The organism is Paenibacillus sp. SEL1 (genome assembly GCF_054602535.1).
In genome coordinates this window covers 4,431,258-4,454,823 of record NZ_CM137723.1, presented here as the reverse complement: position 1 = coordinate 4,454,823, position 23,566 = coordinate 4,431,258, and the positions used below count along the sequence as shown (strand labels likewise).

Below are 23,566 nucleotides of genomic sequence, written 5' to 3'. Positions count from 1 at the left end.
GCAGCAAGCGCGAGGCCATCTCCCCTTATACTACCCGCCAAATATTAAAAGAAGTGACTTTACGATGGTTACCAGCGGAGCGGAGAATTTGAATCTGGAGAAGCGAAGCGTTCGCCTTTGCCACGGGATTCTTACCTTTTCATATCTATCTAATCCAAAGAATCCCGTGGCAACAGCGATCGTAAGATCAAATCCTTCGCGGAGCGGCTCACTTCAACCACCGTAACTCACTTTTTTTACAATCAAGGAATCAATTTCGTTTCTTTTGCTCGCTCGGCCATTTTTTTCGTATGCTTGCTGAGCGGCTTCTTAAACACCAATCCAAACAGGAAGCAAACACCGATAAATACAAACAGCATCACCACATCCCGTGTCACCGTTGAAGGCAACATCCCTCCTACTGTCTCTCGTAACAGACTAACCGCATAGGTGAATGGTACAAACGGATTCAGCGCCTGAAAGAACGGTGTACTCGTCGCAATCGGGAATGTCCCTCCTGAACTGGAGAATTGAAGCACCAGTAGGATGACTGCCAGTCCCTTGCCGATATTGCCGAACACAGAAACTAGTGTATAGGTCATCGCCGTAAACACCAGACTGATCAGCATAGAGGACAGTACAAAAGCTACTTTGGCATCCACATACGCCCCGAGCAGGAACAAGTCACCGAGAGATACGCTCAGCGCCTGAAAAATACCAATCGTGGAGAATGTCATAAGCCGTCCGAAATACACTTGGTAGCTTTTAAATTGTCCTTCCGGGTCATCCACATCTACCCTAAACATCGAGACCAGTAGCATCGCACCCACCCAAATCGACAATGTAGTGTAAAAAGGTGACATCGCCGAACCATAGTTGGGGATTGGGTATATCCGTTCCTGCTTCAACGATACTGGACTGCCGAGAAAATCACTTTCCTTTTTCACATCTCCCTTGAGCAATGCAATAGCGCGTCCGAGTGCATTTTCGCCCTTAAGCTTGCGAATTGTGTCTGCAGCCTGGCGTATGGAATCCTCGGCAGCTGGAAGATCGGTCCTTACAAAATTGGCTACTTGGTGTACCGCTTTTTCAGCTTCAGGAAATTTATTTTCAATTAAATCAGCCATTTTGACAAACTGTTGTTCCGCTTTGGGCAAATCATTACGCACAAAATCTGCTGCCTGATGAATTTTATTTTTAACCGCCGGCAAATCGTTATTTACGAAGTCTGCCGCTTTGTTCACAGCATTCGTAAACTCGCCCATACGTCCCTGAATCGTCGTCGCCGCTTCATGCAGTTTTTGACGGTATTGTGGCAGATCCTGCTGGAGACGTGTTAGCTCTTGCTGACCGAATTCTGCTGCAGCCTGTGCGTCATTCAATAGCTTTTCAATATTCGGTAGCTGTTCTTGAGCTGTAGTCAGCACATTGGCAGAATTGCGGGCAACGGATTTGATCTGATCCAGCGCCTTTTGAATGGCGGGTGCATACTCCGTATCATAATTGCCCAAAATGCTGTCAATTTCGCTACTGATTTCTCCTGCCAGGCGATCAGTGTCATCCAGCAGATTTTGCGCAGGCTTTTCACCGCGCTGAATGGCATCCCCGATGCTAGTTACTGTGCTATTCAGACGACGGAAACGATCCTCCACCCCGCTCACACGGGAAATAAGTGAATCCAGAGGTTGACTTGGCAAGTATCCGTTCACACGGTTCAGCAATTGAGAAATATGATCCAGCACTCCCACGGCAATTGTCAGCCTACCGCTGACACGTTTCACCGCAGCTTGTGCTGCTTTAGGATCAAAATCCACACCACGAATGATATCTGTAATCTGAGAAACTTCATTCGCGATTTGTTGTACCAGCTGTAAATCTTCTTTAACTACTGTACCAATCGAATCAAGCGCGCCCTCGTTTTTGTCCAGAAATTCAAGTAAACCGGTTGTAAAGTCCTTGCCTGTGTCCGCTATTTTCTGTACTTCTGGCAGTGCTTTCTGAGCAGCATTAATGACCTTAAGGGCCGTTTGCGTGTCCTCTAAAGCGGTAGCCAGTGCGCTTTCTACCTTGCTGAAATTTTGATCCAGTTCAACAATTCGATCACCGGCCTTTTGAATATCAGGTAGTCTTTTTTGGATATCCAAAATAACAGTGGCTACCTTGTCCAGCTCAGGCATGTTTTTGTCAATTTTGAGCACCAGGTCACCGGCACGGTTAATTTCAGGAATTTTCTCCTTCAATGCAATGATCTTTTGTCCCTGTGCCTTTATTTTCGGCAAATTTTGCTCCAGTTCCAATGCCTGTTTGCCCAACCTTTCGATATCCGGCAATCGATTATTCAGCTCCAACACCCGGTTCTCAATGTTACGAATCGTCGGGAGCTCCTCCTCCAACTTGACTCCGGCTTCCTTCAACTTCGTCAATACTGCCTGGCTGGCAGTTTCAATAAAGTTTTGGCTAATCTGGTTCGTCAGAGAGGTTGCCCCCGAAGATGTAATTTTCGGAGCTACTGCATTAATTTTTTCATTTACGGCGTAATCAATTTCCGGCTTTTGCGGATTTTCCGTCAGCACACTCGTAATTTTCTCTGAAAAATCTTTCGGGATCAGCAGGCTGGCATAATAATCACCATTTAACACACCTTTTCGTGCTTCCGCTTCATTGACAAAAGTCCAACCCAGCTTCTTGTTATTTTGAAGGTTATGCAAAACCTCATCGCCGATGTTAATCTTTTTACCATTCACTTCTGCACCCTGATCTTGGCTGGTTACTGCAATTTTAATCCCAGATGTATTCGCATACGGATCCCACATCGCTTTCAAATTCACCCATGCATAGACGGAAGGCAAAAGAATGATGCCAATGACTAATAAAGTCCCGGTCGATACTTTGAATACATTTCTCCAGTCTGTTAAGTAGATTTGCCATATCTTCCGCAACTTCATCACTCCTCGTATGTACATTAACCTGTCGTCCATTGTTGTATGCACACGTATTGTAAACGATTCGAGCGAATGAAGCCAATTCTGTTACAAAATATGTAAAAACGTATGACACTTATAGAGATCATACGCTTTTCAATAAAATCAATCTGCTTAATTTCGAACTCCATTCGCGGGCATAGCCTCTAGGGAATAAAATGCTCCTTTTTTATTGATTTTTCCCACAACAGTAACCCCGCCTTTTTGGGAGAATGTATACTCGTTATCCTTCATTTTTACGGTGTATCCTTTCAGGTTAATTCCAAAAAGGGATTGTACTTTCGACTTGACGGCTGCAAGTGCCTGGGTTTTGCTGAGCCTTGGCTTGGCAAATGCTTTGGCAAAGCCCTTATCTCCATCCCAGTCCATACCATACTCACTTTTTACGGCCCATACTTTACCGGTTTTTACACCAATTAGTACGTTGTTTGATCCACCATCGTCCCTGAAATTCCAGACAGTATCCTTACCTTCCTGCTGACGAAGCACGTATTCAAACGGCTTGATTGTAGCCATACCAAGTGTTTTAAGCGAACGGTTCGCTTTGTTGGTTAAGGCAGCTTTAAAGTCTTTGAGCGAATACATAAAGCTGGCTGTTATTTGATTTCCATGATCAAGATCAATATAAATGCTTTGATCATTCCCCCACAGCACCCAATAATTTTGGAGTCCTACTTCGTCTACCGGGGAATATACGCGCCAGATGGCCTCCGTTTTAAAAACTTTATCGGTATCGAATGATTTCAGGAAAGATGCAACCTTGCTGCGCAGGTTATGATCCATAACTTTGTTCATATCAGCGGAATCATAGATGATGCTGGTGGACTGCACGATTCCTTTTTTGGAATCATAATTTTGGATAAAATCAGCATTAGCTGTGCCGCGCAAAGTTCCGTTTATAATCCGTGAATCAAAAGCAGTCTCGACACTTATAAACTCTATCGTTTGCTTCCCGGCCAATTTGTTCAACACATCCGTTAATCGTTTGGTGACAGTCTGATCCAGTTTAACAGTGGTTTGTGCGGTTTGAACTTTGTCAGCAGCGGGCTGCTGTGCCAATGCCATTGGCGCCGATCCTAAAAGTATTGATATTGCCGCCGCAGTTACTGTGACAGAACTCCATTTTTTCATTCAGTCCATTCCTCCTGTTGTCTACAAAAAATTCTTTAATGATTAAAGCACACATTTCCCTTAGACGTGTCACAAAAGTAAAAAGTTGCTACCTACTCTAATCGCTCTTCAAGCCTCATCCAGAAATCCCAAACCAAAAGAAGCCCCTCAAACCTAATTTTTAGGCTCAAGGAGCTTCTCATTCACTACATTATCCATTCTTCAGCAGTCTGGCCGCCGAAAATGCTGCACCATGACGCAACTTCCGCTTTTCCAACCGTTTGTGCAGCGAACGATTATACAGAACCTGAATGACAAAATACGAGATAATGCCCAGCACCACACCGAAAATCGACATGCCGATCAGGATGTGCAAGCCTCCGTGCAGCAAGTCTCTGAATACAGACCAGTTGCCGTGAAACAGTTCCATAAAAGAATGCTCGTGAAGTCGTCCGCCCCTGACATGTACCGGATAATGAGATGGATAAATCCAAGCTCCCACTTGCTTGGCGAATGGCATCAGTACAATTGGCAAAAAGGTCAGCTTACCTACAACGTTACCCACAATGGCCGCAGGCAGCGAGCCGCCAGAGAGACGAACAATCGGATAAAAAACAAGGTATACCAGAGAAGCCGTGGAAATCACGATCATCTCCAACGCAAAGCCAATGGCGAAGCCCAAAGAAATCTTTTTAACTCCACCAGGGGCGCGCAACAGCTTGATGAAATTCAGCCGAATCGCACGCCATATATTTTGAAACATATTATATTTCTTCTTCGATTTATGAGGTTTGAGCCTTTTCGGATTGAGCTTTATCAATAGGAGGACTCCTTCAACAGTACTATTCAAGTTCAGGAATGAGTCAATACAGCTCCCATCCTTACTTATGTCTATACTGTCATTATAACCCTCAGCGTTCGAAAAGCAATGTTATTCCGCCTGTTTCGCCGTTTTAGGACAGAATTCGCTTGTTGACATCGTTTTGGAGAGGTACAATGTCCCAAATCTCAGCCGCGTACTGCTGAATCGTACAATCACTAGAAAATTTCCCAGAATGGGCCATATTCACAATAGCACGCCGAGTCCACTCCGAGGGATTCCGATACACTTGTTCAATGTAAACCTGTGTATCCACATAGGATGCGAAGTCCTTGAGCACAAAGTATTCATCATTATGATCAATCAGGGATTGATAAATGGCCTCAAATTCCCGTTCATGCCGCGTAAAAGGAGCATCGTTCACGAGTTGATCCAACACTTCACGCAGTCTTTCGTCACTGTTGGCTGTTTTGCGCGCCGAATACTGGCCGTCTCGGTAATATGCCTCGATCTGATCCACCTTCAATCCAAAAATGAACATGTTGGCATCGCCTACCATTTCATGCATTTCAACATTGGCTCCGTCCAATGTACCTATTGTGAGCGCACCGTTCATCATAAATTTCATGTTCCCTGTGCCTGAGGCTTCCTTACCTGCCGTGGAAATCTGCTCACTGACATCCGCCGCAGGAATAATCAGCTCCGCTAGCGAGACCGAATAATTTTCAAGGAAAACGACTTTCAGCTTGTCCTTGACATCTACATCCCGATTGATTGTGTCCGCCACGTTGTTAATGAGCTTGATCGTCTGTTTGGCGAGAAAATAACCGGGGGCGGCTTTGGCTCCAAAAACAAACGTGCGTGGCGTCACATCCAGGCCAGGATTACTTTTAAGCTGACTGTATAAATGCATCACATGCAAAATGTTGAGCAGCTGTCGCTTATAACCATGCAACCGTTTGACTTGTACATCAAAAATGGAGGACGTATCCAGCCGCACGCCCTGTTTTGCAAAAACATGCTCAGCGAGCCTGACTTTATTATTTCGCTTAATCGCCTGTATCCGTTCTTTGAACGACTCGTCTCCACTGTAACGAAGCAGGTCGATGAGCTCCCTTGGACGGGTCCTCCAACGTGTGCCGATGGTCTCATCGTACAAGCTTGCCAGCTCCGGGTTGGCATGTATTAGCCAGCGGCGATGGGCAATCCCGTTTGTTTTATTATTAAAACGGTCAGGGTACAGCTCGTGAAACGACTTCATCTCTCGTTCCTTTAATATTTGCGTATGCAGCGCAGCTACCCCATTAACGCTGTAGCTGCCGACGATTGCCAAGTGAGCCATACGGATTTGTTCACCGTGAATAATCGCCATTTCACCAATTTTGATGTCCTGACCCGGGTAACGCTCCAGTAGCATAGCGCAATAACGTTTGTTCATTTCTTCAATGATCAAGGAAATACGAGGAAGTAGCTCCCGTACCATATTGACAGGCCATTGTTCCAGCGCCTCACTTAATATCGTATGATTCGTATAAGAAACGGTTCGCGTCGTAATATCCCATGCATCGTCCCAGCCCAAGCCCTTCACGTCTATCAGAATACGCATCAGTTCCGGTATAACCAGCGTCGGATGTGTATCGTTAATGTGCAGTGCTATTTTATCGGGCAACTGGCTATAAGGTAAACGAAGCTTCTCGAACGTACGTAAAATACTTTGCAATCCGGCCGAGCACAGGAAATACTGCTGCTTCAAGCGAAGCAGCTTTCCCTCATAATTGGAGTCATCCGGATATAGAAATGCCGAGATGGATTCCACCGATCGATTGTAGTCGAGAAAGCGGTAATAACCGCCCTCGCCTCGAATCGGTCCTCGAACGGGATCAAGCGCTGATTCCGCACTCCAAATCCGCAGCGTATTCACCTGCGCATGACCATAGCCCACCAGCGGAATATCGTAAGGGACAGCCCAGACTGTTTCGGCATCCTGTGTCTCGAATACAAGACGTCCCTCCTGTTCACGGGTTTCCACTCTTCCCCAAAAATGAACCTCGACCTTTTTGTCAGGACGGCGTTCCTCCCAGACATTCCCTTTCTGTAGCCAGTAATCCGGCAGTTCAACCTGATTTCCATCCACAATACGCTGTTCAAACAGACCATATTTATATCGGATGCCGCAGCCATGTCCTGCATAGCCAAGGGATGCCAGCGAGTCCATGAAGCAAGCCGCCAGACGTCCGAGACCACCATTGCCTAGCCCCGCGTCCGCCTCCTGTTCTTCAATTTCCTCCAGATCCCAGCCCAGTTCACCCAATGCCTGCCGAACCATATCCAGTACGCCCAAATTCAGCAGATTACTGCCCAGTAGACGACCTATCAAAAATTCCAGTGAGAAATAATAAATCTGCTTCTCTTGTCCTTCTTTGTAGGCTTGGTTCGTTTCTGCCCAATTCTTGCCGACTTGTTCACGAATCATGCCACCCAAAACCTTATATACGTCTTCCGACTGAGCCTCCTGCATCGGTTTGCCCAGCCTTCCGACCAGTTGCTCTCGAAAAGCCTGCTTAAAAGCTTCTTTATTGCTGAACAAAGTTGTACCTCCTGTTATTTCCGTTTTAATGGCTAAGTATATCCTTTAAATTACGCTATTCTTGGCAATGACATAGGGAACTCTAATGTCTCCAATCAGAGTTCGATCTGGTGAAAGCTGTACATCTTTATCTAAAACCACATTCTCCACAACTGCCCCTTTACGGATGACACATTTTTGCATAATAATCGAGTTGCTTACCCGCGCGCCCTCCTCCACCTGCACTCCACGGAAAAGAATACTGTTCTCGACCTTGCCCCCAATGGTGCAGCCATTGGCAACAAGCGAATGATCCACCTCGGCGCTGTGCGTATAACGAGTCGGGGCTTCATACTTGATTTTGGTATGCACCGGCTGATTCTGAAACAGTGCTTGATACTGCTGCTGATCCAGTAGCTTCATGCTATTTTTATAGTAGCTCTCGATAGAATTAATGACTGCATGATAACCTTCATAACGATACGCATAAATGCGCAGCCCACTTGGGTTTTTCTGGATGGCATCGCGAAAGAAATGATTATCCTGATGGGCTATGCAATGCTTCACCTGATCCAGATACAAGCCTTTGTCCATCACGAACATTTCCAGATAAATATTATGATGATCCTGCTCCTGATGAATACCAGTCACCCGTCCGTTCTCATCAATCTCCAGTCGTGCACAAGGAGCATGCTCAGATTCGAGCTGGTCTATGGGTTTATATACGAGGGTAACATCTGCATTTTTCTCCCGATGATAACGGTATACATCGTCGATATCAACCTTATTGACATGCTGAGTTCCTGCGTGAACAAGGGTTTGCCCCGATGAGCGATGAAAAAAATCCAGATTGTTGTGCACATGCTGCAAATCTCCACGTGATGCATCCGTCGGATCATTCCAGTCCGGTGGCAAAATAAACAACCCGCCCCGTCTGCGGTCTAAATCCCAAGGCCGACCTTCACCCAGATGATCCAGCAGCGAACGGTATTTGCGGCGGATAAACAGTGCAATATCGTGCACCCCTGCATGCATCATGTTGGATAAGGTAAAATCAATGAGCCGATATCGACTGGCAAAGGGAACTGCGGCCCCGCACCGGAAATAGGTCAACTCCTTCAACTGATCCAGTTCGTGATCCAGGTTGATAACTCCAATGAGTCGGCTCATAGCAGACACCGTCCTTATCCGGGTTAAATTCGTGCATGAAGCTGGCTTTCCTGATCGAACAAAATAATCTCATCAGAACTATCTTCAGGTCCGATAAACGCGTTGTCTTCAATAACGATGTTCTCATTCACGATAGCCCGGTGGATACGTACATTGCGCCCAATTTTTACGTTCGGCATGATGACAGAATCGGTAATAACGCTCCCTTCACCTACTTCGACCCCATAAAATAGTACAGAATGCCTTACTTCTCCATCCACCATACAGCCTTCATTTACAATACTGTTTTTGAGAATCGCCCGTTGGGTTATATACTGGGCCGGTTGATTGGGACTGCGGGTATAGATGCGCCAGAAAGGATCGTTCAGATCCAAAGGCGGATCCTGAACCAGAAGATCCATGTTGGACTCCCACAAGCTCTGAATGGTACCTACATCCTTCCAGTACCCGGCAAACGGGTACGCATACAGCGACCGGCCATGCTGAAGCAGCAATGGAATGATATCCTTGCCAAAATCATGTGAGGATTCAGAATCGCTTGCGCTTTCCAGTAAATAGCGACGCAACACCTCCCATTTGAACAAATAAATGCCCATGGAGGCCAATGTACTTTTCGGCTGTTCAGGCTTCTCCTCGAAGTCGTATATTTTCAGATCATCATCGGCGTTCAGTATCCCAAATCGTTGGGCTTCCTGAATCGTGACATTGATGACAGAAATGGTGCAGTCTGCTTCCTTCTCCTTGTGATAGTGGAGCATTCGACTGTAGTCCATTTTATAAATGTGATCCCCTGACAGAATGAGTACATGCTCCGGGTCATACTGATCCAAGAAATGCAGGTTTCGATAAATTGCATCCGCCGTGCCCCTGTACCAGTTGTTTCCATTTTCTTTCTCGTGCGGAGGTAAAACGAACACTCCTCCATCCAGGCGATCCAAATCCCAGTCGCTGCCTACGCCGATATAGGAATGAAGCACCAACGGCTCGTATTGGGTCAATACGCCTACGGTGTCTATACCAGAATGAGTGCAATTGCTGAGAGGGAAATCAATAATGCGGTAAGTCCCTCCAAAAAACACTGCCGGTTTGGCTAGTGTACGGGTAAGTCCTTTGAGTCTTTTGCCTTGTCCGCCGGCGAGCAGCATGGCAACCACTTCCTTCTTTCTCATAACAAAGACCTCCCTGTCATGTGCGTCTGAAGCAATTGTGCGGGATATTTGATAATATCCATTAAACATGAAAAGACAGTCGTAATCGTTTCATTGGCGAAGGAACGGGTAAGATGTGATGGAGAAGGGTAAAATCATAGTTATGCGGAACGAGTGCAAGGAATCACTAAATCGTAAAATCCCGTTCATCTTTTCACATTTTGGATACTTTTAAAGTATTCGTGTATGACAACATGATCATAAGGAGGCGTTATTCATGAAGAATAAAAAATGGGTGGTAGCAGCATTGGGAATGGGTGTTACGTATCTGATGAAAAATAAAGGGGCACGCGATAAGGTGTTGAATAAGGTACAGACCATTGTCAATCGTGCGAAAACATCTGCAAAATCGTAGAATGTTAAAGGTAGAAAAAGCGAGCCTCTCTGAATCATGGTTCAGGGAGGCTTTGCTCTGACTTTTTTCTGCGTCTACGAACAAAATATGGTTCGAGGCTGTATCCGTAGACGGTCAGGCATTCTCCTTATGTTCTTCTACTTCCATGATATGTTCAACGGTAAAGGTTCGATGCTTCCATTCGGAAGAACGGTAAGCCTCTAGGAGACCAAAGGTACGAATTTTCTCCTTGTCCACCTGCTTAAAGGTATGAGTAATCCCTACCTTTCCCCTGAAAGGAAAAAAGGAAAGACCTACAGTCTGATCCGATAGCCACTCGGCCCAAACTCGCCCGCTTTCATGTCGAACAGCCGGGAAGCTTAAACCTTCAGCAAACCATTCATAATCTGCTGTAGGCGTACCCGGCTCTCGGCTGCACAAAAACAGACTCAATTCGTCGCAAAACAACATTCTCCGTACATCGGTCCGCACTTGATGGTCGAAGGTTACGCTACATGCCAGCTCCTGTTTGAGCCTCTGCCGACGCTGTTCCTCCGCCTCCTGATAAGCATGCGTAATCTGCTTGTCCTGAGCGTTTTGATGCTCGGTCCGTCCGACTAGCTCCTTGTACATCAAGCTACACAGTAACGCCGCATACATACTTCCTTGTTCGACTTCATCAATCCCAAGACGATAGAAAACAAAACGTGGACTGAGCGGAAAATCAATAAATGTATATGGTGCAGACACATGATCATTCCAGAAAGGAGCAGCGTCTAACTGTATCCAACCCCGATCATGCTCCCTTGCTGCATATACAAAATCCTGCTTATGACGTCTATTCTTGAAGGCACTCTCTTCCCATTGCGAAGCCAACTCACCCGAAATATGGGCATGGTCATGCTGCGTCGTCATGATATAAGCTTGGTCCGTTTCATAAATAACCATATGCTCTCCCCTTCCGTTCGGCGATTCGTGTGATTGTGTACAAACTCTCTGATCGAAGGCCATGGTTATGCTTACGTTTATTATATCAGGATAAGGGTAAAAAGGCAGGCAAGTTTTCCGCCTCTTTATATCTAATTACCCTTTTGATTCTGCACTCGAAACTGCTGTGGGGTCATCCCCTCCAGCTCACGAAACACTTTGTTAAAATGCTTTGCATTGTCAAAACCCACGTTAGCCGCAATTTCATAAATCTTGCCCCCTTGACACTCCAGCAGCTTTTTGGCTTCTGCAATGCGCAGCCTTTTTACATATTGAACAAAGCTAAGGCCTGTATAGGCTTTGAAAGCCTGACTAAAATACGTATAATTCAATGATACTGAATTGGATACTACTGCCATATTTAAATCATCGCTGTAATGAGCATGGATGTATTGGATAGCACGTGTCATGCTACCGTTTCTATCGGGTATGACACTCGCGCCAACCAGTCTATCTTTCTCTACGCTGACAACACTATCGTCTATGAGGTGGTTCCTCTCCTTCAATTCCTCATTCAAAACTGCCAGCGCACCAAACAACTCCTCCCTTACAATCGGCTTGAGCAAATACTCCCGTGCCCCGCAGCGAATCGCTTCGCGCGCATACTGGAACTCGTCATATCCACTGAGAATGATCACCAAAGGTCTGCGTTCCGGCTCCAGCTCGCGAATATGCTGCATCAGCATAATGCCATCCATAACAGGCATACGGATATCCGTTAACACCAACTCGGGCAAAAACTGCTTCACATGCTGCCAGGCTTCCCTTCCGTCCTTGACCAGTACACATTCATAGAGACCGGAAAATTCCCGTTCGATCATAGCTTGAAGTCCCATTCGAATATTTTTCTCGTCATCCGCAATCAACAGCTTGGTCGTCATGGTCCGCCCCCCTCATCATGTAACGTCTAGGCAAAATTAGGGTCACTGTCGTCGATTGTCCGGGGATGCTGTCCAGTCTTATGCCATACTCTTCGCCATACTGCATACTTAAACGGCGATGCACATTATACAAACCGATTCCCCCATTCATCCCGGGCTCGTGGGAATCCATATCCGTTCGCGCTAGACCAGCCATGATGGCGTTTCTTCTTTCTTCAGATATCCCCACTCCGTTATCCTGTATACGCAATTCTATGATATCCTGCTTAGAGCAGGCTTCAATCGTGATGCTGAATGGGCTTTGCAATGTACTCCAACCGTGCTTGATAGCATTTTCGACTACAGGCTGCAGCGATATTTTCAGCATCTCCAGTTCCATAAACGCCGACGATAGATGAATTTCCAATCCTATTTGGTTATCGTGGCGAATGTTCATGATGGCCACGTAATGCTGAATATGGCGGATTTCATCTCGTAACGCAACACATGACCCGGACCATTGGAGATTATAACGCATCATCGAGCCAAGGGAGGTAAGAGCATCCGACAGCGGATACTGCCGTTCTATCTCCGCCATCATTTTTAAATTTTCCAATGTATTATAGAGAAAATGGGAATCAATCTGATGCTTGAGCGCTAGCAGTTCAGCCTCCTGAGCAGCGGCCTGCTTGTGTACTGCCTCGGCAATGAGTCCGTTAATCCGACTTAGCAGACTGCGAAAATATAGAGCCAGCTCAGCCACTTCTCCCCGCCCATATACTGGAATTCTAAGCTGAAAGTCACCCTCCTGCTCTACTTTTTTCATGGATTCACGCAGTGTATGTAGCTGCTTGAGAATGAAGGCATGCAGGGTATAAGAAATGACGGACATAAACACAATCAGCATACTAATAATGAGCAGCATGGCATTGCGTTTCTGACGGAGATCACCCAGCGGACCGTCCAGCGCCACCACATTTAGCAAATAGGCGTCCAACCCTTCTATATAACGATACATACCGAGATAAGGCTTATTCTCATAGGAAAAATCAAAAGCACCACCCGGTCCCTGAACCTGGGACTGAAACAGATGGTGCACATGGGACAGAGGGATGGAAATTGAATCTGATAGAGAGGAAGCTGTAGCTATATCGCTAGAAGACATTGGTTTGTCAGCGTTCCTTGCGCTGGAATCGCCGTCCAGAATGAACATTTGCCATGCACGATCACGTTGTGGGATTCCAAATACTCTAGGTGAAAATAGCTCCAGCCTCATGTTTGTTTCTACCAGACCTGCGTGTCTTCCTCCGGTAGACTGAATTTCACGCAGCAGTGCCATATACTGCACTGTCTCACTTTCCTGCCGGGATTGCCCCAGAAGTAAGCTTTTCGGCCCCTTGTACATTTCCCACCATATTTTCCCTTGTTGGAGTTGGGCCGTTTTCAGCCAGGAAGCCTTAGGCAATCGTGATTCTTTGAAAATCATCGGCCATATTTCATGCGTCTGGGGATTATTGGTATACAGTCGAATGTTCTCTACATTGGGATTACTGTACAGCAAGTGCTGTAAATTTGGAAACACATTCAAGTTGAATTGGACTAGCTCATCGCTGCTTATTTCACGTTCCTCGGTCAGATAACGAAGTACGTTGCGATCTGAGATCGCAAGCTGTGCGGTTCGCTCCATAATTTCCATATTGCTATGAATATGGGCCAGCTCTGTATCCAACACATACTGATTTTGTACGGTGATGTCGTGCATGGTATTCTCGTACAGTTGGTGAAAGGTATATAGCGAGAATAATACCACCGGGATTAAAATGACTCCGATATACGCGACAATGAGCTTAACTTGAAGGGAGCAACCGCCAAGCCGATCGGCCGTACCCTTCATCCACTGCCATATAGTACGGCGCAGCAGGCTCTTCATCTGTGAACGTGCACGGCCTGGCATGAAATCACATCCTTAGGGGTTCAATAGATTAAAGCATTGAATTAAATCATTTGGTGAACTGTTCAATTTTCTTAAGGTTTTCCTCATAGGCTTTTTGCTGATAGGCCATAACTTTGTCATATCCTGCTTTTCTGCGGTCTTCCAAAAAGCGAGCAAACAGCTGGTCGAATTCCTCATCTGAGGAAGCCAGCAGCAGCTTCGGCAATGTCTTGCCCCAAATTTTATCTATCTGGCCTGACGCAATGCCCTCTGCCGAAGTTCCGGTCGGTTTAATATTGTCATATTGGGAGAATCCTTTCGTCTTGCCTTTCGTCCAATCCTCTGGCTGCTTATACGGCTCGACGCTGGGCGGCGCCCACTGCAAATTCATATTCGTATCCATCAGCATCCAGAAGGTGAAGGAGGCGCCATATTTTTTATCAAAAGCAGAACGATCCTTGTTCAGCAGCTCCTGTACCTCTGGCTTGAAGGCTGGCTTACCGTTAACCATGTCCCATAGCTTGCCCTGCTCCCCCAGATACAGGTCACGATTTCCTTCCTCGCTAATCAGATAAGTCAGAAATTCAATAGCTCGCTCCTTGTCTTTGACATCCTTCGAAATAAGCGTCACCGTCCAGCCGGAAATACCAGGCCCGGCGAGCGTCGGCGGGTCCAGCTTACTGTTCGAAGGTCCATCCACCGCGATATAGACGGAGTTCGGGTCCTTCGCATATAACAGTACCTGTTGAGTGGCAAAGTCAGAACGCTGATATAGCATGGCAAAATATCGGCCCTGTGCCACCTTTTCCTCCATTTGCGGACGTTTGTCGATAAATACGTCCTTGGCGATCAGGCCCTGCTCATTTGCTTGACGGAATGTTTTGAGCCAGCGAATATACTCTTCGTCCGAACGACGATCGTATAGCTTGCCGTCCTTTTCATGAGGAATGGCTAGGAAATTGAGTAAATAGTCTTCAAAAGAATAATTTCCGTTATCTGTAAATTCGTGAAATCCTATCGGGATAAGAGGCTGACCGTTCACCTCCGGAAATTTCTCTTTCACTTTTTGAAGCGCTTTCAAAAATCCTTCTGGTGTCCTCATATCCGGTTTGCCGATCGCCTCGTACATATCCTTCCGAACCATAAACGTCTGGTTGGACACAAAATTTTGGCCGTATCTTTGATAATCCTGTGGCGAAGAAGAAGCGTTAGGATACCCGTATACATTCCCGTCCGTTTGGCGATACCAGGACATTTTCGCCGGATCAGCTATTTTAATCAGATACGGATCGTATTTCTCGGCCAGCTTGTTGAGCGGAAGCACCATCTTGCCCTCAATCATTTTTTTGACCGCGTCCTCTCCCCAACCCAGCGTGACAAAATCAGGCAGCTTGCCGGAGGCCAGCATGGTATTGAGCTTTTCATTTTCATTCCCTGCGGGTACGATAAAATTGACGCTGACCCCAGTCTTTTGCGTAACATACTTTGAGGTCATATCCGTCCCCCACTTGTTCGGGAACCAGGAAAAGTTCAAATACCAGTCAAACGTAATCGGCTCCATATCCGTCTTCCATCCTGGTACATCTGCCGTAGCCTTGGTCTTCTCGTCCTTCAATTCCGTGACAGTACCGCCTCCACCGGACGTACATGCCGCGAGCAAACCCACCAGCAGAACAGAAGCCAACAGCCCCTTCTGCCATTTGCGAATGTTCATCATAAATCTCCCCCTTGGATAATGTGCTATCCCTTAATCGAGCCGATCATCAGACCCTTGACGAAATATTTTTGCAGAAAAGGATATACCAGTACAATGGGCAGTGTCGTCACAACCATCGTCGCCAGCTTGATCGATTGCGAAGTGACGGACTGGGCAACGACCCCCGGTGCAGCAGCCATCATCTGATTAGAGCTGGATTGGGCAACAACCCGATACAAATACGTTTGAATCGGCTGAAGATCCGTATTATTAATATAGATCATTCCAGTAAAATAATCGTTCCACTGGTATACCCCATGAAACAACGCAATCGTCGCTACTACCGGCATAGATACAGGAAGCACGATCCGGCAAAAGATACCGAAATCGTTCGCACCGTCTATTTTCGCCGCCTCTTCCAATGCATCCGGCAGTTCTCGGAAAAAAGCCATAAAAATAATAAGGTCAAAAAAGCTGAACATCGCAGGAATGATGTACACCCAAAAGCTGTCCAGCAGTCTGAGATCACGAATCAGCAAATACGTTGGAATCAATCCCCCACCGAAAAACAGGGTAATGGTGCCGATCAGCATATATAGCTTGCGCCCGATCAGCTCCTCACGGGAATATGCATATGCAATCATAGCGGTAAAAAACACATGAACAATCGTGCCGATTAATGTCTTGGCAATAGTCACTCCCATCGCAGTCATAATACCGTTGTTGGCAAACACAGCCTGATAGCTGCCCAGACTGAAGACCCTCGGCCACCAGTAAATGCCGCCCCTCATCGCGTCTGCTCCTTCGTTAAAGGAGTTCACCAGCACATACCACACGGGATACAACGTCACAAAACAAATGACCAACATGAAGACGTTGTTCACGAAATCGAATATCGCTTCGCCTGCTGTTCTGCGTTGCAATAGCTGCATGCAGCTGTCCTCCTTCAAAATAGGGATGTATTATTCACCCGCTTGGTCACCGAATTGGCAATTAGCAGCAAAATGAGAGCAAGAACCGATTTTAGCAAACCCACTGCGGTAGAATACGAGAAACGGCCCTGCTGAATGCCTACCTGATATACATAAATATCAACTACATTACTTGCACTTTCATTCAGCGAGTTACGCAGGACGAGAATTTGATCGAAGTTGGAGTTCAATATGCCGCTAACCGCTAAAATAAACAAAATGGATATTGTCCCCTTGATAGCGGGAAGTGTGACGTACCACATTTTCTGAAAGCGTCCGGCCCCGTCAATGGTGGCCGCTTCGTACATGTCCGTAGATACCCCCGCCATTGCTGCCAAATAGATAATAGCTGACCATCCAAGCTCCTTCCAGATATCCGAGCTAACGACGATAGCCCAAAAATAGCTCGGCTCTGCCAAATAACTGATCGGCTGGTCAATCCACCCCCAGGCTAGCAACAGTTGATTAATCATCCCGGTATCTGCCAGCCACGTCGTTAAGATCCCACCAAGAATGACCCAAGATAAAAAGTGAGGAAGGTACGAAATGGTCTGAATAGATTTTTTGAACCGAGTAGATCGTATTTCATTCAGGAAGAGAGCAAATACAATGGGCAACGGGAATCCGATCGCCAGCTTGAGCAGGCTAATGCCCAGTGTGTTTTTGACAATGTACCAAAAGTTATCATCCTCCAAAAAGGCCCGAAAATGCTCTAATCCCGCCCAAGGCGCGCTTGATAGGGTACCGATGATGTCAAAATGTTTGAACGCAATTAAAATACCGTACATCGGAATGTAATGAAAAATAATCATCCAAACCACCCCAAGCAGCGCCATGGTCTGCAAATGTCTTTGTTGAACCCATTTGCGCGCTAGTGATGCCCCCCTCCCCGATCGAACCGGCGGCTGTGTCTGCAGATTCTTCCATCCTGTACTCATATGAGGACCTCCCTTCTTTGTGATGTAAGCACTTACATTTATTATTTTAGAGGCTTCTGCTTCGAATGAGTAGTACTGGATTTTTTGATTTTGGTATCTAAATTTCAGGTGGGGATCTAACTATACGCACAAGTTTTCTTCCAGCCTTTGGATTTTTACATCTATTAATTTACGAAGAAGACTATCAGATGGTACGATAAGACTATATGTAATTCCAATCATTACCTATATACCTAGATCAGGAGGATTAAGAATGGAAGAATTGGTTCGTTCGATTCAGAAACAGGTTCGAATTAAAAAGGTTGCCTGCTGGGCGGGGCTCATCATGTTTGGCCTGTGTACTTTAGTTGGCGTTGCAGCTCAGGAATGGCTTATGACGTTCTTGGCGCTCGCGATGACAATTTTATCCGTCTATGGATTAACCATGATGCGTGGTATGACAAAGTTTACTAAAGAGTATCAACCGGGAAAGGGCTACGGTTATTATCGCCGTACGGTACAACAAAAGCTGCGCTATCTAACTTGGGGACAGTGGCTAGTAGGCGGCCTTATTGTCCTGATGTTCTTTATATTTAACGTCCGACTTAGCGCTTTTCTCATAGCTATTCTGGGTATCCTAACCATTCAGTTCAGTATCAAAAAACGAATTAAAAATCATCAAGAGCCCGATATCACTGAGCTGGAAGAGTTTGTACGGATGGGGATTGTTTCTCCGCATGAGCAGACTATTGGGGTATATAAAGATTTTCTACACCTGAGTCATACATTTCGGGGTAACCAAATTGTTATCGTTACAGACAAACGCCTGATTTCTGTATTTGTGGAGGAACAGGGGCGTGCGGTAAAAACGGAAATGCTGCTCTCGGGTATAAACAAAATACGTGCAATCGGTACGGGTTTTCAGGGTCAAGGTATATTGCTGTCTGTAAGCAACCGTGACCATAACGAGCTTCACATTCATATGGTCGGGAAAAGCATTTTCTTTTCTCCAGAGCAATTCATAGGCTCCTTGCTACGGGCACTGGATGTAGCGTTAAAAAGCAGATCATACAATACGGAAGAACCATTCCCGGGCTACCAACAGACAAGAATTTCATTGCACCCATCAGAACAAGGTTTGCTGCATAAACCTACAACAGCCTAAATATTTTGGGACATGTGCCACGTTATATATACGTTATGATCGGTCTTCATAATACGTCAAATAGCAAGTAAGCCCTGATCTTAATGAGCTTACTTGCTATTGGGTGTACTTCCACATCATATTTTCAAATGAACTGCCTACCTGCTAAAACAACTAATTTTCTACTTTACTTCTGCCTTCTTAATGATTGGCTCCATGATAGAATACCGTGATGAGGTCATGACTTGTAACAAACACTAGCAAGCTAAACAGACTGAGCGACAGAGGGCGTAAAATCAATTTTTTCATCCTTTAACACTCCTTTTAAAATAGTTATATATTGGTCTTGCTGTGTTGCTGTAGCTTGGGATCTGAAAATTTCAAATATAGCAGTACATTTCCTAAACTCATGCTCATGTTCCATACCCAGGGTATCGGACAGCATGAGAGATTGCAGGATATAGCCCAACGCAACCGTAAACTGTTGTTGCTTGATATAATAAAGAGCCAACTGATAGCAGAAGCGAAAATAATAAGATACATTCACGGGCTCTTCAAAATATTTAAAACCTTCAATTTGTTCGGCAAATGATTCAAGCACAGCCTCTAAAGGATAGTCATATCTCGACGCTCCCTCAACGATGGAAAGAAGCCCCGGTAACAGCTCTTCCGGATTATTACGAAGAAATTGCATGTATTCCTGCAACACTTCGGCATGGCCTGACAAAATATCAAGGGCATACAAATTAGCTCTGGCAGCATAGCGGTAATATTCGACCTCTGCTTCCCCATATTGATCGAGACCATTAAACCAGCCCAATTCTGCATATTTTTCGATGCAATCGCGAGCGGCCTCATACTTGCCCTGTTTTTGGAAGGCCATGCCTTTCATAAGATGACTGTAGCCGTAGTAGTAGACTAGCGGCCGTTTGGTATGTATGGGTTGTATAGGTTTCTTGCGCGCTTTGTAGAGCTGTAATTCCTGATATTTTTGGTTGACATGGCTATACAGCCGGTCGCATAAAGCAATCATATTAGCACCATCCGCAAATGAAAAAGACAGCTTAATCATGTTAACAAGTGTGTCTAGATCTGTGATGTCGGAGTGAACAAGATCATCCACCGTTCCCGCCTCCTTATCCGACTTTTATATTCACCAAACAAAAGTAAGATCTAAATCCTAACTGAAAATAACTTAATTACGTATTTATTACGTAATTAAGTTATATCATAAATTCAAACATATGACAAGTGCATTATGATAATATATTCCAGTTTTTAAAATACCGATGTAAGTGGATCGTTCACTTGTTCATTTCCATGTGAAGCAAAGGAAATGCCCTACCTGATCCATCCAGTGCAGATCGCCCCGTTTGTACAAAGCCGTAATGTCTGTAGAAAGCATACGCTTTCTCGTTCTGCTCATTCACGTCCACTTTGAGATGCTTCCCTTTTATTTTTTCAGCATACTGGATGAGTCGGCTGCCTATGCCCTGCCCATGCCGTTCAGGGTCAACAAACAGCATCTCTATTTTCAATCCGTCCAGCCCGATAAAACCTGTTGGTTCTTGACTTGTATTCCATTCCATCCAAACTTCAAGTTCTCTTAAAACACCATTGCGTACGATATGATGATAAAATTGAATGTCCTCTTCCGACAAAAATGTGTGCGTCCGGCGTACAGCCCGCTGCCAAATATCAACGAGTTGATCATGATTTTCTTCACGATAAGCAACAATTTCATTTTGCACTTGTACTTCCCCCCTCATTTAAAAATCGATATTGCATGTTTTGCAGTAAGTCTAACATGCCTATTTTGAAGCATACAAACACAAAAAAGGAAGCGGAATAATTCCGCCTCCCTTACATTACGGCCTTTTACAACGTAACACCGTTTTTAAAAATAGCGAGCTCCCTGAAATTGTTTTTCTCATTGTTCACCCAGGTTCCGCTGGCTACATCGACAATGTAATCGACAAAGTTGCGGAGCGCTTCTTCCATACTGACATCCTCCACCAGTGAACCAGCGTTATAGTCGATCCAATGAGGTTTAGCTTTATACAACGGCGAGTTGGTTGAGACCTTCATCGTCGGAACAAAGGAGCCAAACGGCGTACCGCGTCCGGTTGTGAAAATAACGAGCTGGCAGCCCGCCGCGGCGAGAGCTGAAGATGCCACTAGATCGTTGCCCGGTGCGCTGAGTAGGTTGAGTCCCTTGGTCTTAAGACGTTCCCCGTACTGAATGACATCAGTGACCGTGGAAGACCCGGATTTTTGCGTACAGCCCAGTGATTTATCCTCCAGTGTCGTGATGCCCCCTGCTTTATTGCCCGGCGACGGATTTTCGTATACTGGCTGCTTGTAATCCAGAAAATATTGTTTGAAATCGTTAATCAGATGTACGATCTTATTAAATACTTGCTCATCGGCAGCGCGCTCCATTAAAATCGTCTCCGCCCCGAACATTTCAGGTACTTCTGTCAATACCGTTGTTCCACCTTGCGCGGCCATATAATCCGACAATCGTCCGAGTAATGGGTTGGCAGTAATACCCGATAAGCCATCAGATCCACCGCATTTCAAGCCGATGTTCAGCTCAGACAAAGGTACAGGTTCCCGTCGATCTTCTTGCACGGCCGCAAAAATTTCATGAAGCAACCTTACCCCTTCCTCTACTTCATCCGACACATCCTGGGAAAGCAAAAACTTTACCCGCTCCGAATCATATTCCCCGATGGCTTCCTTAAATTCTTTCATTTCATTGTTCTCACAGCCCAAACCCAGTACAAGTACGCCACCTGCGTTCGCATGTTTCACAGCATCGATCAAAATCGTGCGCGTATGTGCGTGATCGTCACCCAACTGAGAACAACCATAGTTATGCTTAAGCACAAGTGCATTTTCAAAAGGTGAAATATCTCCCGCTTCCTGCTTGAAACGGTTTAAAATAAGTTCAGCGATCCCGTTCACACAGCCGACCATCGGCACAATCCACAACTCATTGCGAATCCCCACACGACCGTCCTTTCGCCGAAAACCTTGAAACGTACGACTCTCCTGTTCATATAAATGAGGAGCTGGCTTAGGCTTATAAGTGTACTCCTCCACGCCTGTCAGGTTCGTCTTCGTATTATGCGTATGCACATGCTGTCCTGCCTGAATGGGCTGAATGGCATGACCAATGGGATATCCGTATTTCAGAACATGCTCACCTTCCGGTATATCCTGCAAGGCGATTTTATGCCCACGTGCTACATCCTCGGCTAGCTCCACTCGTTGTTCTTCTTGTGCTCCCCACGCCAGTGTCTCTCCCTGCTTGTAATCACGCAAGGCGACAGCCACGTTATCTTGATCATGAATTTGAATGAATTCCAGCATTCCGGTCTCCTCCTTGCTTATGCTCTGGGCACGCTGTTCCCGGTTAGAGAATCGAGCGTCTCCTTCATTCCTCTGCTTGTAATTTCATACACGTGCTGTACCGTTTGTTCAGCCAGCCCTTCGATCTGGTTCAGGTCTTGACCCCACCATGTCTGCTGGCCGAGTACAAGCGCAGTCAATTGCTTCGCCCCGGCGAGAGTACCGTCATATTGACTCCACAGTTCACCAAACGTGCTCAACACTTCCGCTTCATCTGCCAACGCAATCGACTCACCATTTCTGTCTCCCCGATAAAATACGATCAGGGACGCAAGCGAAAATACAATTTTGGCAGGCAACGCCTTACGCTGTGTCACATACTGGAGCAAGGATGGCAAGTTCCGTGTCTTGAACTTGGACACCGAATTTAGTGCGATACTCATAACATAATGACTTACATATGGATTACGGAATCGTTCAATAACATCGTCGGCATATACATTCAATTCCGCTTCTGACGAGTCCAGCGTCGGAATAATTTCTTCTCGAATAAGCGACTGGATAAAGTTTCCCATGATATCATGCTCGACCGCCTGCCCCACCGTGTCCAGGCCATATAAATAAGCTACAGGTGTAAGCGCCGTATGTGCTCCATTCAAAATGCGTACTTTCCGTGTACGGTAGGGTGCCATATCGTCGACAATCAGTACATTCAATCCGGCCAAATGAGCAGGTAATTCTTCTTTAAGCCATTGTGGTCCTTCAATAACCCATAAATGATACTGTTCGCCCACAACAACCAAATCGTCCTTGTAACCCATTTCTGCTTGAATTTCATGGATTCGGTCTTTGGGATAGCCAGGTACAATCCGATCGACCAAACTGTTGCAGAACGTATTCGATTCCTCCAACCATGCAATAAACTCAGCCCCAAGCTTCCATTGGTCCGCATATTTCAGTACGATTTCCTTGAGAGCGTCTCCATTACGGTCGATGAGCTCGCACGGAATGATCACCAGTCCCTTGCTCTGATCGCCCCCAAAAAATTGAAAGCGCTTGTACAGAAAGGCGGCCAATTTGCCTGGAAAGCTCTTTTGCGGACGATCTTCTAGCTGATCCTCTTGGGCATAAGCGATTCCCGCTTCCGTCGTGTTCGACACGACAAAACGCAGCTCCGGCTTCTGGGATAATGCTTCATACTCCACAAAGTCCGAACCATACGGATTAATCCCACGAGTGACACACTCCACAACGGTATGCTCCTTCATGGCCTTCCCATCCTTAATACCTTCAAGAATAACCGTATACAGGCCATCCTGCTCGTTAAGCTTCTCCACGAGGCCTCCTGGCTGCGGTTGTACAATCACAACTCCCGTGTTCCATTCTGCCAGCTTATTCATTTTGTCAAATTGCCAGTCTACAAAAGCACGCAGGAAGTTCCCTTCCCCGAATTGCAGCACCCTCTCGGGATGTGGTTCAGTAACGATAAAGCTTTTTCTGTTTAATTGGTCTAATTCATCTACTTGTTTCATC

General features: G+C 45.9%; 18 protein-coding genes. 2 read left to right on the top strand and 16 right to left on the bottom strand.

Annotated elements, in window-relative coordinates; translation table 11 throughout:
• Positions 1-242 precede the first annotated feature (242 nt).
• The 6 genes from ACYCSE_RS20860 to ACYCSE_RS20835 all read right to left on the bottom strand — a co-directional run bounded on the left by ACYCSE_RS20860 (position 243) and on the right by ACYCSE_RS20835 (position 9,795).
• Positions 243-2,918, bottom strand: coding sequence for a YhgE/Pip family protein (locus tag ACYCSE_RS20860; protein ID WP_459699671.1), 2,676 nt, complete (start codon positions 2,916-2,918; stop codon positions 243-245).
• A gap of 156 nt (positions 2,919-3,074) precedes the next feature.
• The gene (locus ACYCSE_RS20855; RefSeq protein WP_459699669.1) at positions 3,075-4,091 is read right to left on the bottom strand and encodes a hypothetical protein; all 1,017 of its coding nucleotides are present in this window, start codon (positions 4,089-4,091) and stop codon (positions 3,075-3,077) included.
• 190 nt (positions 4,092-4,281) lie between these two features.
• On the bottom strand, positions 4,282-4,833 hold the full coding sequence (locus ACYCSE_RS20850; protein ID WP_028542387.1) for a DUF2062 domain-containing protein: 552 nt from the start codon (positions 4,831-4,833) through the stop codon (positions 4,282-4,284).
• 190 nt (positions 4,834-5,023) lie between these two features.
• The gene (locus tag ACYCSE_RS20845) at positions 5,024-7,477 is read right to left on the bottom strand and encodes a glycogen/starch/alpha-glucan phosphorylase (RefSeq protein ID WP_459699667.1); all 2,454 of its coding nucleotides are present in this window, start codon (positions 7,475-7,477) and stop codon (positions 5,024-5,026) included.
• A gap of 45 nt (positions 7,478-7,522) precedes the next feature.
• Positions 7,523-8,626: a glucose-1-phosphate adenylyltransferase subunit GlgD gene (gene glgD / locus ACYCSE_RS20840; RefSeq protein WP_250268157.1), complete on the bottom strand. Its 1,104-nt coding sequence runs from the start codon at positions 8,624-8,626 to the stop codon at positions 7,523-7,525.
• 23 nt (positions 8,627-8,649) lie between these two features.
• The gene (locus tag ACYCSE_RS20835; protein WP_069291775.1) at positions 8,650-9,795 is read right to left on the bottom strand and encodes a glucose-1-phosphate adenylyltransferase; all 1,146 of its coding nucleotides are present in this window, start codon (positions 9,793-9,795) and stop codon (positions 8,650-8,652) included.
• A 256-nt stretch (positions 9,796-10,051) separates the two neighbouring features.
• Here ACYCSE_RS20835 and ACYCSE_RS20830 point away from each other — a divergent pair, with 256 nt between their 5' ends.
• On the top strand, positions 10,052-10,189 hold the full coding sequence (locus ACYCSE_RS20830; RefSeq protein ID WP_023988334.1) for a hypothetical protein: 138 nt from the start codon (positions 10,052-10,054) through the stop codon (positions 10,187-10,189).
• Between the two features lie 114 nt (positions 10,190-10,303).
• Here ACYCSE_RS20830 and ACYCSE_RS20825 read toward each other — a convergent pair whose 3' ends face one another.
• The 6 genes from ACYCSE_RS20825 to ACYCSE_RS20800 all read right to left on the bottom strand — a co-directional run bounded on the left by ACYCSE_RS20825 (position 10,304) and on the right by ACYCSE_RS20800 (position 17,553).
• Positions 10,304-11,116, bottom strand: a complete 813-nt coding sequence (locus tag ACYCSE_RS20825) for a DUF3891 family protein (protein ID WP_452566716.1) — start codon at positions 11,114-11,116, stop codon at positions 10,304-10,306.
• A 131-nt stretch (positions 11,117-11,247) separates the two neighbouring features.
• Positions 11,248-12,036 carry a response regulator transcription factor gene (locus ACYCSE_RS20820; protein ID WP_459699663.1) on the bottom strand — a complete coding sequence of 263 codons (789 nt, stop codon included), beginning with the start codon at positions 12,034-12,036 and terminating at the stop codon, positions 11,248-11,250.
• Positions 12,008-13,969 (bottom strand): sensor histidine kinase, encoded by a 1,962-nt coding sequence (locus ACYCSE_RS20815; RefSeq protein WP_459699661.1) that lies wholly within the window; start codon positions 13,967-13,969, stop codon positions 12,008-12,010. Before ACYCSE_RS20815 ends, ACYCSE_RS20820 begins: the two co-directional genes overlap by 29 nt.
• A 46-nt stretch (positions 13,970-14,015) precedes the next feature.
• Positions 14,016-15,662, bottom strand: a complete 1,647-nt coding sequence (locus ACYCSE_RS20810; RefSeq protein ID WP_322162056.1) for a type 2 periplasmic-binding domain-containing protein — start codon at positions 15,660-15,662, stop codon at positions 14,016-14,018.
• Positions 15,663-15,688: 26 nt separating this feature from the next.
• Positions 15,689-16,576 (bottom strand): carbohydrate ABC transporter permease, encoded by an 888-nt coding sequence (locus tag ACYCSE_RS20805; protein ID WP_459699659.1) that lies wholly within the window; start codon positions 16,574-16,576, stop codon positions 15,689-15,691.
• 14 nt (positions 16,577-16,590) lie between these two features.
• Complete coding sequence (locus ACYCSE_RS20800; protein WP_459699657.1) at positions 16,591-17,553, bottom strand: ABC transporter permease; 963 nt, start codon at positions 17,551-17,553, stop codon at positions 16,591-16,593.
• A 253-nt stretch (positions 17,554-17,806) separates the two neighbouring features.
• On the opposite strand from ACYCSE_RS20800, the gene ACYCSE_RS20795 reads away from it, so the two are divergent.
• The gene (locus tag ACYCSE_RS20795; RefSeq protein ID WP_459699656.1) at positions 17,807-18,697 is read left to right on the top strand and encodes a hypothetical protein; all 891 of its coding nucleotides are present in this window, start codon (positions 17,807-17,809) and stop codon (positions 18,695-18,697) included.
• Between the two features lie 244 nt (positions 18,698-18,941).
• On the opposite strand, the gene ACYCSE_RS20790 is transcribed toward ACYCSE_RS20795, so the two are convergent.
• The 4 genes from ACYCSE_RS20790 to ACYCSE_RS20775 form a co-directional block, all read right to left on the bottom strand.
• On the bottom strand, positions 18,942-19,799 hold the full coding sequence (locus tag ACYCSE_RS20790) for a DNA-binding protein (protein WP_254325771.1): 858 nt from the start codon (positions 19,797-19,799) through the stop codon (positions 18,942-18,944).
• A 181-nt stretch (positions 19,800-19,980) separates the two neighbouring features.
• Positions 19,981-20,427: an acetyltransferase gene (locus tag ACYCSE_RS20785; RefSeq protein ID WP_061830338.1), complete on the bottom strand. Its 447-nt coding sequence runs from the start codon at positions 20,425-20,427 to the stop codon at positions 19,981-19,983.
• A gap of 127 nt (positions 20,428-20,554) precedes the next feature.
• Entirely contained in the window at positions 20,555-22,054 is a 1,500-nt protein-coding gene (locus ACYCSE_RS20780; protein WP_459699654.1) for a UxaA family hydrolase, read from the bottom strand.
• A gap of 17 nt (positions 22,055-22,071) precedes the next feature.
• The gene (locus tag ACYCSE_RS20775) at positions 22,072-23,565 is read right to left on the bottom strand and encodes a tagaturonate reductase (RefSeq protein ID WP_459699652.1); all 1,494 of its coding nucleotides are present in this window, start codon (positions 23,563-23,565) and stop codon (positions 22,072-22,074) included.
• Position 23,566 lies beyond the last annotated feature (1 nt).